Source organism: Mesorhizobium sp. C089B, from assembly GCF_030323125.1.
Classification (GTDB): Bacteria; Pseudomonadota; Alphaproteobacteria; order Rhizobiales; family Rhizobiaceae; genus Mesorhizobium.
Window position 1 is genome coordinate 5,196,556 of record NZ_CP100469.1, and the last position, 12,466, is coordinate 5,209,021.

Sequence of the window (12,466 nt, forward strand, 5' to 3'; positions counted from 1 at the left end):
TTCCCGTCCGGAATTGGGTAGTGTGCTGAGAGTTCTGCAAATTCGCTGAGAGGGGGCGGTCATGGCAGGCTGGTGATTGTTCACGTCACCTGATTCCCGCGAAGGAACGCCACCATGACCAAGACTGAAGTTAAGACCGCCAGCGCTGCCGTCAAGACATTTTGCTTTCGAACCCGGATGGATTGCACGAGGTGCTCCGTGCGGTGATGCAGGAGGTGCTTGAGGCCGAGATGGACGAGGCGCTGGGTGCCTCGAAGAGCGAGCGCACGCCCGAACGGCTTGGCTATCGCTCGGGCTATTACGGCCGTACCCTTGTGACGCGGGTCGGCAAGCTCGAGCTGCGGGTTCCGCAGGACCGGGCCGGGCGCTTCTCCACCGAGCTGTTCGAGCGCTACCAGCGTTCCGAGCGGGCCTTGGTGGCGACACTGGCGGAGATGTATGTGCAGGGCGTGTCGACCCGCAAGGTGAAGGCGATCACGGAAGAACTGTGCGGCCATGCCTTCTCGGCCTCGTCGATCTCGGCCATCAACAAGCGGCTGGACGAGAGCCTCGCTGCCTTTGCCAGGCGCCCCCTTCAAGAGCCGTTTCCTTACCTCATCCTCGATGCGCGCTACGAGAAGGTGCGTGAAGCCGGTGTTGTCATGAGCCAGGCGGTGCTGATCGCGGTCGGTATCGACTGGGACGGAAGGCGCCAGATCCTGGCCGTGGAGATGGCCAATCGCGAGAGCCGCTCGGCCTGGAGGGACTTCCTCGTCGGCCTCAAGGCGCGCGGCCTCAAGGGCGTCGAGTGTCCGACGATCACGCCGGCCTGGTGGCAGCGATCGGCGAGGTGATCCCCGAAGCCGCCTGGCAACGCTGCTACGTGCACTTCCTCAGGAACGCGCTCGATCATCTGCCGAGGAAGCACGGCGACGACTGCCTGCAGGAATTGCGCTGGCTCTACGACCGGCGCGATCTCGCAGAGGCCAGGGCTGATCTTGCCGCATGGCTTGCCAAATGGTCGGCACGCTATCCGCGCCTGACAGGCTGGGCCGAGGATGCCATCGAACAAACCCTGACCTTCTTCAGGCTGCCGAGACAGCACCACAAGCATCTCAAATCCACCAACATGCTGGAGCGGCTCAACGAGGAAATCCGCCGGCGCACCTATGTCGTGCGCATCTTCCCCAATACCGAAAGCTGCCTGCGCCTGGTCAGGGCGTTGGCCGTTGAGACCAATGAAAACTGGATGGAGGCCAACCGATACATCAATATGGACGACCTGCGCGAGCACAAGAAGCTCGCTCTGCGCCAAGCCGCATGACCAGCATCATGGCCGCCCCATTTTGCAGAACTTGACGCACACAACCGGGAATTGCGCCCGCTCCGGCAGGCTTGCGGCTGACAGGGTCTCAGCCTATGTCGGAGATATCCGTTCGTTCCTGGGGGTGAAACGCCGTGATCTTCAACGCTGCCCGCGCCGCCTTCAGCCGGCCGTTTTCTCCCGAATTCCGCGCGGTTTTCCTGAAGACGCTGGGCTTGACCGTGCTGGCGCTGGTCGCGTTGTGGTTCGTCTTGACCGGGCTTGTCGATTGGCTGGCCCTGCCATGGGTTCACTCCTTGCTGCCCGGCCTGCCGTCCTGGGCCGGATGGCTGAGCGGCATCATCGCTGCCATCGCGCTTGCCTTCGGGATGGCGCTGCTGATCGCGCCGGTGACGGCAATCGTGGCCGGCCTGTTTCTCGACGACATCGCCGAAGTGGTCGAGCGCACCGACTATCCGGCCGATCCCGTCGGACGCGCCATGCCGGCGCTGCGCTCGCTCGTGTTGTCGGTGAAATTCTTCGGCGTCGTCATCCTGGGCAACATCGTCGCCTTGCTCCTTCTGTTGGTTCCAGGCGTCAACATCGCCGCCTTCTTCATCGTCAACGGCTATCTGCTCGGACGTGAATTCTTCGAATTCGCCGCCATGCGCTTCCGCCCGGAAGATGAGGCGAGGGCGTTGCGCCGGAAATATGCCGGCACCGTCTTTCTGGCCGGGCTGCTCATCGCTGCCTTCCTCGCCGTGCCCCTGCTCAACCTGCTGACGCCGCTCTTTGCCGCCGCCATGATGGTGCATCTGCACAAGGCGGTCGGCGCGCGGGAGAGCGCCGGGCGATAGGCCTATCAACGCAGAAGAAAACCGCGTCCCAATTCGTCATCCGGCTCGACGGTGAATTCCGCCCGGCCCGAATAGTAAGCGCGGCCCCCGACGCGGGCGATGATCGCATCATGCGGGCCGGCCATGGTCGTGCGCGCCACCGCTCCGGAAAAGCGCGAGCCGGCGATGCTTTCGAAGGACCGCTCCTGACCAGGGTTGATCTCACCCTTGGCATGCATTGCCGCCAGCCGCGCGGTGACGCCGGAGCCGGTCGGCGAGCGGTCGACCTCGGCATCGGCAAAGACGCAGATGTTTTTTGTTGCCTCGCCGGAGAACGCATCGTGTCCATCGGTGAGGATGGTGCCGTAGAGGAAAGCGAGATCGGCATGGTCGGGATGCGATAGAGGGAACGCCGCCTTCAGCCGCTCGGTCAGCGCGGTTGCCGCGTCGACGAAATCGCGCACCCGGCTGCGGCCGAACTCCAGGCCGAATTGATGGCAGTCGGCCAGCGCGTAGAAGGCGCCGCCATAGGCGATGTCGAACGCAATCTTGCCGTATCCCCCCAATTCGATTTGTTGGTCATGGGCAAACAGAAAGGCCGGCACGCTTTCGAACGACACCGATCCCGCTTTGCCGTCCCTGACCTCGACCGAGGCGACGACCATGCCGCACGGCGCCTCGATGTTGACGGTGGTGATTGGCTCCTGCTTGACCACCAGCCCTTCGTCGACGGCGTAGCGGCCAAGCGCAATGATGGCGTGGCCGCACATCGTCGAATAGCCCTCGTTGTGCATAAACAGCACGGCCAGCTCGGCGCCGGGCAGGTCGGGCTCCACCAGCAGCGCGCCATACATGTCGTAGTGGCCGCGCGGCTCGAAGATCAGCAGCTTGCGCAAATGGTCGAGGTGGTCGCGCACATAGGCGCGCTTTTCCAGGATCGTGCCTTTGGGAATGTCTGGATAGCCGTCGGTGACGATCCTGAGCGGCTCGCCGCCGGTATGCATGTCGACGACGGTGAGCGTCATGCGCCGGGAACCCTAGCCTGAGGATTTGGAAAACAGCGCCTGCAATTTGCCGAACGGCATGGCGGCCCGGGTGAAGCCGAACGTGCCGTCCTGCTGGATCTCCCGCGCCGCGGTTTCCAGCATGCCGAAGGCGAAATTGGTCAGCCAGGGTCCAAGCGAGATGCGCTTGACCCCGGCCATGGCAAGGTCGGCGATGGTGAAGGCCGGGAGTGCCATGACATTGACCGGCCTGCTCACTGCCGAGCAGACGTTCCGGATGGTCTCGACATCTTTGAGGCCCGGCGCATAGAGCACGTCGGCGCCGGCCTTTTCGAAGGCCTGCAGCCGCTTGATCGTGTCGTCGAGGTCCGGTTTGCCCCAAAGGAAATTCTCGGCCCGCGCGGTGAAGACGAAATCATGCTTGAGCGCCCGTGCGGCTTCAGCAGCAGCTGCGACGCGTTCGACGGCATGCGAAAACTCATAGATCGGCTTGTCCGGATCGCCGGTATGGTCCTCGATCGAGCAGCCGGCGAGACCTGCCGCTTCGGCCGCAAAAACCGTCTCGGCGGCACTCGTCGCGCTGTCGCCCTTGCCTTTCTCGAGATCGGCCGAGACCGGCAGGCTGGTTGCCGCCGTCAGCTCGCGGCAATGGTGGATCATCGCCTCGAAGGTCACTGCGCCATCGGGCAGGCCGCGCGAGAAGGCAAAACCGGCGCTGGTCGTCGCCAGCGCCTTGAAGCCGAAGGAGGCCAGGAGCTTGGTCGTGCCGACATCCCAGGGGTTGGGCATGACGAAGGTCGAGGCGTGCAGGTCGCGAAAGATCTTGCCCTTGTCCATGAGTGCTCCCTTCAGATGCGGAAATGCCGGCAGATTCTATCGTGCAGCAATGCACCGAGCAAACGAATGCGGTTGGCTCAGAAGCGTTTGGCGTTCTCTCCTGCCAATTTGTCCAGCGCATCGGAATCCTTGACGTAGTGCAACGTCTTCTTGTCCCAATGATAGATAACGGAAATTGCGTGGGCTTCAGGCTTGGGCGGCTGGTCGTCGCAGCTCTCGCCGTTGAGCACCGTGGCGTCGGTCACCGTCACTTTGACCGCGGCATAAGGCTGTCCGTCAGCGATCGTCTGGAAAGCAACATCCTGCTTGCGGCTGTAGGCGCACAGGTTCTCATCGAAGGTGAAGATCATGTCGATCAGTTGGAATTTGTCGTCGCGCACCATGATCAGCGGCGTGATCGCGTAGTTTTGGCTTGAATTGAAATGCGCGCTCATGGTGATCACGATGTCGTCGTTCGGCCCAACGGAAAGCTTGCCCGGTTCACGGAAATAGGTGCCGCGGTCGAGCGCGACATTGACGACGTCGAGCAGCTTCGGCCTGTCTGTGATGTCGTAGAGCGCCAGCACGGCATAGCCTTCGGCGCTGTTTGGAGAGTCGCCGAGGTCGTAGAGCATCGCCAGCCGGTCCTTGCCCCCGGCCTTGATGGCGAGCACGCCGGCGTTGGAGAGGCCCGATGCCTCAGGCGGCGAACCGCCGCCATCCGGTCCCTCGATGTGGCGCATCTCGATCGGCAATCCACCCCGGTAGAAACCGTTGCTGTCACCTGCGAGGCCGGGAATGGCCATCCTTGCGAGGTCCAGATAGGTCACATCCATGTGGCCGGGGATGGCGCTGCCGAATTCCGGGAAGCTGACGGCTTGCGCGCCGGCTGCGGTCCAAAGCCACGGCAGCAGCACAAGCGCTAGAGCAATTTCAGGAAAAGTGTGTGCGGTTTTCCGGCCGGAAATTGCAACAAAACAAAAAGATAGAGCGGTTCGCCGTTTCCATGAAACGGTGAAACGCTTTAGGATGGAGCGAAGCAGGTTCGTTGGCATGGGCGCCTCAGGCTGGCCGCGCGGAACCTAACACAGCTTCAGTGGATCGGCACCAGCCCGGCAAGTTCGCGCATGTCGTCGAACAGGACGCCGCCGGCGCTGGCCAGGCCATCGCGGTCGGAATAGGGATCGCCATGATAGGCATAGACACGCATGCCGGCGGCAATGCCGGCCTGCGTGCCGGCTACGCTGTCCTCGATGACGATGCAGTCGGCCGGCGCAAAACCCATGGTCTTTGCCGCATGCAGGAACAGGTCCGGGAACGGCTTGCCGCGGCTGACCATGGTCGAAGAGAACATGGCATGCTCGAACAGCGGCAGCAGCCCGGTCTGGCCGAGCGTGATGTGCATCTTCGAGATACGCGCAGAAGTGGCGACGCAATAGGGAATGCCGGCCGCGCGAACCGCCTCGATGAAGTCGCGCACATAGGGGATCGCCTCGACGCCATGCGCAAACAGATCGGGCAGGCCGGCATTCCAGCGATCGACGAAATCGGCGCCGAGCCGCACCGTGGTCGTCTCTTCGATTTCCTTCTGCACCGAAGCCATGCTGCGGCCGGAAAAATATTTGCGGCAATATTCGAATGTGGTGGGATAACCGGCGGCAACAAACCACTCGGCAAGCCGCCGGTTGGCAAGGTTCTCGGTGTCGACCAGGATTCCGTCGCAGTCGAAGATGACCAGTTTCGGTATGCTCATTCAGGCGGTGCCGGTCGATCCGAACCCGCCGGCGCCGCGCGTCGTAGCGCCGGCCAGCGAGCGCTCCTCAACCGTCACCTGCGTCACCGCGGCAAAGACGATCTGGGCAATGCGCATGCCGCGCGTCACCGCGAAATCCTCGTCGCCGAGGTTGACCAGCAGCACCTTGACCTCGCCGCGATAGTCGCTGTCGACCGTGCCTGGTGAATTGAGGACGGTCAGCCCATGCTTGAAGGCAAGGCCGGAGCGCGGCCGCACCTGGCCTTCCATTCCTTCGGGAATTTCCAGGATCAGACCGGTCGGCACCAAGGCGCGCTTGCCAGGCAGGATCAGCAGCGGCCGGTCTTCCGGCACCGCGGCGCGCAGATCCATGCCGGCGGCGCCGGTGCTTTCGTAAGCGGGAAGGGGAAGTCCATCGCCATGCGGCAACCTGACGAAGCCGACGGTTGGACCGATGACGGAGGAATTGTGGAGGGCTGCGCGCATAAAATCGATCCTATCGGCGCGAACGGCGATTCGGTCAACTCGTCCGCAGGCCTATCAACGGCTTTCTTTCGGGCGTCAGTGTGACCTAGCGCAATTCCACCGGAACGACCGTCGTCTCCTTGATCTCCTCCATGACGAAGGAGGCCGAAACGTCCGACAGCGCCACCTTGGCGATCAGCCGCTGATAGAGGCGGTCATAGGCCTTCATGTCAGCGACGCGGGCGCGCAGCACGTAGTCGAGATCGCCGGACATGCGATAGACCCCGGTGATCTCGGGAAAACCAGTCACCGCCGCACGGAACTTCTGCAGCCAGTCCGGGTCATGATTGGAGGTGCGGATCAGGATGAACACCGAGAGCCCGAGCCCGAGCTTGTCGGCATCGACCAGCGCCACCCGTCCGGTGATGACGCCGTCCTCTTCCAGCCGCTTGACCCGGCGCCAGCAGGCGTTGCGCGACAGCGACACTTTTTCGGAGAGCTGATCGACCGACAGTGTGCCGTCGCGTTGCAGCTCGGCCAGCAATCTTCGGTCGATTTCATCAAATTCAAGCGCCATGTTGGGATGAATGTCCCGAACCACGGCGTTAGACAAGGACAAATTGAGACCGATGAACCTTTACCCCGTGGCAGGATACCCAACATCGGGGCTTATCCCGGCAGGAGGGATCACCATGACGACGCTGTTTTCGAAGCTGTTCACCTCTCACCCGGCCAAGGTGGGCGAGACCTATTTCAGCCATATGGCCTTTGCCGCCTGGTTCTGCTCACGCCTCCTGATGGCCGCTGGTGCGGCACTCGTTCACGCTTTCTTGCCGTTTCTCTTCGAAACTGCGGCAAGCCGAATCGTTCGCGAACTCTACGAGCGGACGCACAACAGAGGCTCGCACGCGGTCAAGGAGCCCCAGGCTCTCTTGGATCGCGCCTAGGATTGGTTAGAAGCGATGTGCCGATGGGCGGCCTATCTGGGTGAAGCGGTCTTCCTCGAAGACGTCGTCACCGCGCCTTGCCACTCGCTGATCGCCCAGAGCCATTGCGCCCAGGAAGCCAAGTCGCCGACCAATGGCGACGGTTTCGGCCTTGCCTGGTATGGCGACCGGCCCGAGCCCGGCCTCTACCGCGACATCCTGCCGGCCTGGTCGGATCCCAATCTGAAAAGCCTGTGCCGGCAGATCAAATCCGGCCTGTTCCTCGCCCATGTCAGGGCGTCGACCGGCGGCGCCACCAGCCGCATGAACTGCCATCCCTTCATCTCCGGCAGCTGGTCGTTCATGCACAACGGCCAGATCGGCGGCTTCGAAAAGATCCGCCGCGCGCTGGAGAACTCGCTCTCTGACGCCGTCTTCGACCAGCGCGAGGGCACCACCGATTCCGAATTGTTTTTCCTGCTGATGATCGACGAGGGTCTTGCTGGCGACCCGCAAGGGGCAGTATCGCGCGCCACCGCTCGGGTTCTGGAGGCGTCACGCCACGCCGGTCTCGAACCGGCCTTGAAACTCACTGCGGCCCTTTCCGATGGGCGCGCGCTCTATGCCGTGCGCTACGCAAGCGATGCCCACGCACCGACGCTGTACACGTCGCTCCGCAACGGCGGTCGTTGCATCGTGTCGGAGCCTTTCGATCGTGAGGGCGGGGAATGGCAGGCCATCCCGCCCGCGAGTTTTGTCACGATCAGCGGCGATGGGATGAGCATTCGGCCGTTCGTGCCGGCTGTGGCAAGGCTGGCACTGGTCGTCTAGGCCCTAGTCTAGGCCGCATTCTTCGCGCCCCCCTCTGTCCTGCCCTCCCCACGAGGGGGGAGATTGGAGGTCACGGCGGCCTTCGCCAATTTTCAACGCAGGAAAAGGGGCGCCGAAGCCAAAGCTGCCAATCGCCCCCCAAAGTGGGGGAGATGTCCGGCAGGACAGAGGGGGGCGCCGTAGAGCGCCAACCTCAACCGACCGGCAAGCGCAATTTTGATCAAGCGCCGATGATCTCCGAATGCTGAACTTGGTTTTAAACCGCGATACGTTTGGCAGCAGCCGGAGCAATCATGGACCTCGCCTTTTCCTCTACCATCGATCTCGCCGCCGCAATCGCGGCGCGAAAGATCTCCGCCGTCGAAGCTCTGGACGCCCATCTGGTCCAAATCGACCGACACAACGAGGCCGTCAACGCCATCGTCAATCTCGACCGCGAAGGCGCCCGTGAGCGCGCTGAAAACGCCGACGTGGCATTGGCGCATGGCGATGCGCTCGGCTCGCTGCATGGCGTGCCCTTCACCCTGAAGGATACGCACGAAACGGCCGACATGAAGACCACGGTTGGTTTCGCACCATTCGCCGACTATGTGGCAAAGGCAGACAGCCCGGTCGTCGCCCGATTGAAAGCCGCAGGCGGCATCCTGATTGGAAAGACCAATGTCGCGACGATGCTGGGCGACTGGCAATCGGACAATCCGCTGTTCGGTCGCACCAGCAATCCGTGGAACCGATCGCGCACGTCAGGCGGGTCCAGCGGTGGCGCAGCGGCAGCGGTGGCGACCGGCATGACGCCGTTCGATGTCGGCACCGACATGCAGGATTCGATCCGCCTGCCGTCGGCTTTTTGCGGCGTCTACGGGTTGAAACCGACCGAGCACCGCGTGTCCCTGGCCGGCGCCTTCCCCGATCCGAACGGCGCGGCGCGTAGCGTGCGGCTGATGTCCTGCCTCGGCCCGCTGGCGCGCAGCGTGGAGGATCTTGCGCTGATCTACAAAATCATCGCCGGCCCGGACGGAGCAGACACCGACCTCGCGCCGGTGCCCGTAGAGGCCATGCCCAGGCTCGACCTCAAGACATTGCGCATCGCCGTCGCGCCGTCCTTCCCCGGCTTTCCGGTGGCTGGTAAAATCGCTGCCGCGGTCGAAAGCCTGGCCAAGCGGTTGCAATCAGCAGGGGTGATTGTGGAAGAAGCGAACTTGCCTGAGATCGATCTGCATGACGATCTGGAGCAGGGCGGCGATCTGATCGGCATGATGCTGGAGGCAGCGCAGCCCGAACCGCCGGAGCAGCCAACGCCGATCACCAATTGGTTCGAGGCGCTCGCTCGCCGCGACCGCTCGATCCTGGCCTGGGACAGGTTCTTCGAAACCTGCGATGCCTTGCTGTGCCCGGTCGCCATGACCACGGCCTTCGCGCATTGTGAGCCCGGCACGCCGATCGAAGTCGACGGCAAGGAGCAAAGCTATTGGATGCTACCGGCCTATGGCGCGGTCTTCAATTATTCCGGCCATCCGGCACTCTCGCTGCCCTGCGGGCAAGACCGCGACGGCCTGCCTATCGGCCTGCAACTGGTCGGCAAGCGCTGGTCGGAATCGCGGCTGCTCGGCATCGCCAAGGCGATCGAAGCGCTGACCGGCGGCTTCAAGCGTCCGCCGGGCTACTGAGCAAACCGACCCAACCCATAAGGCGTCAGCAGCGGATCACGCTCGCCGTCGAGAATTTCGCGCGTGGCGAACAGCCCGACCGCGGGCGCCAGCGTTATGCCGGAATGCATGACGGCGACATAGAGACCTTCCGTGCCCTCGGCGCGGCCGATGATCGGAAAGCCGTCGATCGGCGTCGGCCGGTAGCCAACCGTGTGGAAATCGAATTCCAGTTCGTCGGCGCCGCGCAAAGCCGCCTTCATTGCTGCAAACAGCTCGCGCGCCGTGGCGTCGGGATTCTCACCGGGATCGCTCCCCGCGAAATCCGAGCCGGCGATGATGCGGCCCTCCGCCGTCTGGCGCATATGCAGCTTTTCGGCATGCACCAGCCCGTTGAGGAGCTTCTTGTAGGGCTGCGAGTGGACGATCAGACCGGGCGGCGTCTCGATTGGCAGCTTGATGCCGGCGGTAGCGGCAATATCGGGCGCCCCGACACCGGCTGCGATCACCACCTCTTCGGCTGGCATCAGCCCATGCGATGTATCGACACCGGCAATCCTGCCATCGGTCTGGACAAGTGCGGTTACAGAACTGGAGAGAACGCGCGCACCTTGCCGTTCTGCGTGGGCCAGCAGCGCCTTGGCCGCTGCGACCGGTTCGGCCACGCCTTCCTCCGCGACATAGACAGCGAATTCCGGCGGCTCGACGAGATTGGGCTCGATTTGCGCTGCCCGCCCGGCGTCGACGCGTTCGATGCCGTAACCCCAGCAAGCGTGCTCAGCCGCGTAGGCTTCGAGCCTGTCGGCCGGCAGATCCCAGCACAGCCCGCCGCACCAGGCGAGCGGCAGGCCGGGCAGCTCGTTTGCCAGCCGCTTCCATTCGGCCATCGCACGGATGCGCAGCCGGAAATAGATTTCGGGATTGCCCCAGCTGGCGTTGATCCAGGCAAAGGAGTTTGGCGTGGCGACGCCGCCGGCACCACTATCGGAAATCACAGTCACCCGCGCCCCGGCCTTGGTCAGGTGCCAGGCGATGGACGCCCCGATAATGCCGGCGCCAATGACGATGACTTCTTTAGCGCTGCTCATACCGGACCTCTCAGAATGGGCTCCTCTGATGCCACCGTAACGATTCAAGCTCAAGTGTGGTCGGCCTGCCGGCCCGAAACTGTCGACAGGCCAGCAATGCGCTGCTAGAAGCCCGCGCCACAGACAGGATTCCAGAAATTGGCTGAAGACATCGAACAGGCGGTATCGCGCCGCCGCACTTTCGCGATCATCGCCCACCCAGACGCCGGCAAGACGACGCTCACCGAAAAGCTGCTGCTGTTCGGCGGCGCCATCCAGCTTGCGGGCGAGGTCAAGGCCAAGAAGGACCGCATCCAGACGCGGTCCGACTGGATGAAGATCGAGCGCGAGCGCGGCATTTCGGTCGTCACCTCGGTGATGACCTTCGAATACGAGGACAATGTCTTCAACCTGCTCGATACGCCCGGCCACGAGGATTTTGCCGACGACACCTACCGCACGCTGTCGGCGGTGGACTCGGCCGTCATGGTCATCGACGCCGCCAAGGGCATCGAGCCGCGCACGCTGAAGCTGTTCGAGGTCTGCCGGCTGCGCGATATCCCCATCATCACCTTCATCAACAAGATGGACCGCGAAAGCCGCGACCCCTTCGAGATTTTGGACGAGATCGAGCAGAAGCTGGCGCTGGACACTGCCCCCATCACCTGGCCGATCGGCCGCGGCAAGACTTTTGCCGGCACCTACCACCTGGCGCTCAACGCTGTGCGCAGGGGCGATGCAGAGAAAGACCGCACGCCGGTCAACGGCCCCGACTCCAACCGCGTCGCCGGCCTGCTGCCGGAAAACGAGCGCGAAGCCTTCATCGAGGAGCTGGAACTCGCGCGCGAAGCCTGCCGCCCGCTCGACATCGACGCCTTCCGCGAAGGCCATCTGACGCCGGTCTATTTCGGCTCGGCGCTGCGCAATTACGGCGTGCGCGACCTGATCGAGGCGCTCGGCGCCTTCGGCCCGCCGCCGCGCGCGCAGGAGGCAGACACCCGCAAGGTCGAGGCGACGGAGGAGAAGATGACGTCCTTCGTGTTCAAGATCCAGGCCAATATGGACCCCAACCATCGCGACCGCATCGCCTTCGTGCGCGTCTGTTCGGGCAAGCTCGAGCGCGGCATGAAGGCCAAGCTGGTGCGCACCGGCAAGCCGATGAGCCTGTCGGCACCGCAGTTCTTCTTCGCTCGCACCCGCGTCACCGCCGACGAAGCGTTTGCCGGCGATGTCGTCGGCATTCCCAACCACGGCACGCTGCGTATCGGCGATACGCTGACCGAAGGCGAGGAGATACTGTTCCGCGGCGTACCTAACTTCGCGCCGGAAATCCTGCGCCGTGTGCGCCTCGGCGACGCGATGAAGGCGAAAAAACTCAAGGAAGCGCTGCACCAGATGGCCGAGGAAGGCGTCGTGCAGCTGTTTTCGCCGGAAGACGGCTCGCCGGCCATCGTCGGCGTTGTCGGCGCGCTGCAGCTCGACGTCTTGAAGGAAAGGCTGAATTTCGAATACACGCTGCCGGTCGAATTCGAAATGTCGCGCTTCTCGGTCTGCCGCTGGATCTCTGCCGACGACAAGGCCGAAACGCTTCGCTTCATTGAGGCGCATCGCGGCGACATCGCCCGCGACCTCGACAACGACCCGGTGTTTCTGGCCCAGCACGCCTTCTCGCTGAACTACGAAGCCGAACGCTGGAAGGCGATCCGCTTCGCAACCGTCAAGGACTACCAGGTCCGCGACAAGGCGGCCTAAGGCGCCCCTTTTCCTTCTGCCCGCTTACGGGGAGAAGGTGCCCGAAGGGCGGATGAGGGGCAGCGCCGACGTTGAAGGGTCAATTGGC

At 63.4% G+C, this 12,466-nt stretch carries 12 protein-coding genes and 1 pseudogene; 6 read left to right on the top strand and 7 right to left on the bottom strand.

Annotated features, from left to right (window positions below; all coding sequences use genetic code 11):
- The first annotated feature begins 114 nt into the window (after positions 1 to 114).
- Together NLY44_RS25610 and NLY44_RS25615 are read left to right on the top strand one after the other, a co-directional pair.
- Positions 115 to 1,303 (top strand): annotated as a pseudogene (locus NLY44_RS25610) (IS256 family transposase).
- A gap of 134 nt (positions 1,304 to 1,437) precedes the next feature.
- Positions 1,438 to 2,139, top strand: a complete 702-nt coding sequence (locus NLY44_RS25615; RefSeq protein ID WP_023806971.1) for a sulfate transporter family protein — start codon at positions 1,438 to 1,440, stop codon at positions 2,137 to 2,139.
- A 5-nt stretch (positions 2,140 to 2,144) separates the two neighbouring features.
- On the opposite strand, the gene NLY44_RS25620 is transcribed toward NLY44_RS25615, so the two are convergent.
- The 6 genes from NLY44_RS25620 to NLY44_RS25645 form a co-directional block, all read right to left on the bottom strand.
- On the bottom strand, positions 2,145 to 3,143 hold the full coding sequence (locus tag NLY44_RS25620; protein WP_023692651.1) for a proline racemase family protein: 999 nt from the start codon (positions 3,141 to 3,143) through the stop codon (positions 2,145 to 2,147).
- A gap of 12 nt (positions 3,144 to 3,155) precedes the next feature.
- Positions 3,156 to 3,959: an isocitrate lyase/PEP mutase family protein gene (locus NLY44_RS25625; protein WP_023672876.1), complete on the bottom strand. Its 804-nt coding sequence runs from the start codon at positions 3,957 to 3,959 to the stop codon at positions 3,156 to 3,158.
- A 77-nt stretch (positions 3,960 to 4,036) separates the two neighbouring features.
- The gene (locus NLY44_RS25630) at positions 4,037 to 4,855 is read right to left on the bottom strand and encodes a hypothetical protein (RefSeq protein WP_023806969.1); all 819 of its coding nucleotides are present in this window, start codon (positions 4,853 to 4,855) and stop codon (positions 4,037 to 4,039) included.
- A gap of 176 nt (positions 4,856 to 5,031) precedes the next feature.
- Positions 5,032 to 5,691, bottom strand: coding sequence for an HAD family hydrolase (locus tag NLY44_RS25635; RefSeq protein WP_023685119.1), 660 nt, complete (start codon positions 5,689 to 5,691; stop codon positions 5,032 to 5,034).
- The gene (gene dut, locus NLY44_RS25640) at positions 5,692 to 6,177 is read right to left on the bottom strand and encodes a dUTP diphosphatase (RefSeq protein ID WP_023690041.1); all 486 of its coding nucleotides are present in this window, start codon (positions 6,175 to 6,177) and stop codon (positions 5,692 to 5,694) included.
- A gap of 85 nt (positions 6,178 to 6,262) precedes the next feature.
- A complete protein-coding gene (locus NLY44_RS25645) occupies positions 6,263 to 6,733 on the bottom strand; it encodes an Lrp/AsnC family transcriptional regulator (RefSeq protein WP_023690042.1) in 471 nt (156 codons plus the stop codon).
- Between the two features lie 115 nt (positions 6,734 to 6,848).
- Here NLY44_RS25645 and NLY44_RS25650 point away from each other — a divergent pair, with 115 nt between their 5' ends.
- From NLY44_RS25650 to NLY44_RS25660, 3 genes are all read left to right on the top strand, one after another.
- A complete protein-coding gene (locus NLY44_RS25650) occupies positions 6,849 to 7,103 on the top strand; it encodes a DUF6356 family protein (protein ID WP_031356289.1) in 255 nt (84 codons plus the stop codon).
- A 15-nt stretch (positions 7,104 to 7,118) separates the two neighbouring features.
- On the top strand, positions 7,119 to 7,913 hold the full coding sequence (locus NLY44_RS25655) for a class II glutamine amidotransferase (RefSeq protein WP_023806965.1): 795 nt from the start codon (positions 7,119 to 7,121) through the stop codon (positions 7,911 to 7,913).
- A 293-nt stretch (positions 7,914 to 8,206) separates the two neighbouring features.
- Positions 8,207 to 9,580 carry an amidase gene (locus NLY44_RS25660; RefSeq protein WP_023806964.1) on the top strand — a complete coding sequence of 458 codons (1,374 nt, stop codon included), beginning with the start codon at positions 8,207 to 8,209 and terminating at the stop codon, positions 9,578 to 9,580.
- On the opposite strand, the gene NLY44_RS25665 is transcribed toward NLY44_RS25660, so the two are convergent.
- Positions 9,574 to 10,647, bottom strand: a complete 1,074-nt coding sequence (locus NLY44_RS25665) for an NAD(P)/FAD-dependent oxidoreductase (RefSeq protein ID WP_023672884.1) — start codon at positions 10,645 to 10,647, stop codon at positions 9,574 to 9,576. The two genes, NLY44_RS25660 and NLY44_RS25665, sit on opposite strands and share 7 nt — an antisense overlap.
- Positions 10,648 to 10,785: 138 nt before the next feature.
- On the opposite strand from NLY44_RS25665, the gene NLY44_RS25670 reads away from it, so the two are divergent.
- Complete coding sequence (locus NLY44_RS25670) at positions 10,786 to 12,378, top strand: peptide chain release factor 3 (RefSeq protein ID WP_023755673.1); 1,593 nt, start codon at positions 10,786 to 10,788, stop codon at positions 12,376 to 12,378.
- The last annotated feature ends 88 nt before the right edge of the window (positions 12,379 to 12,466 follow it).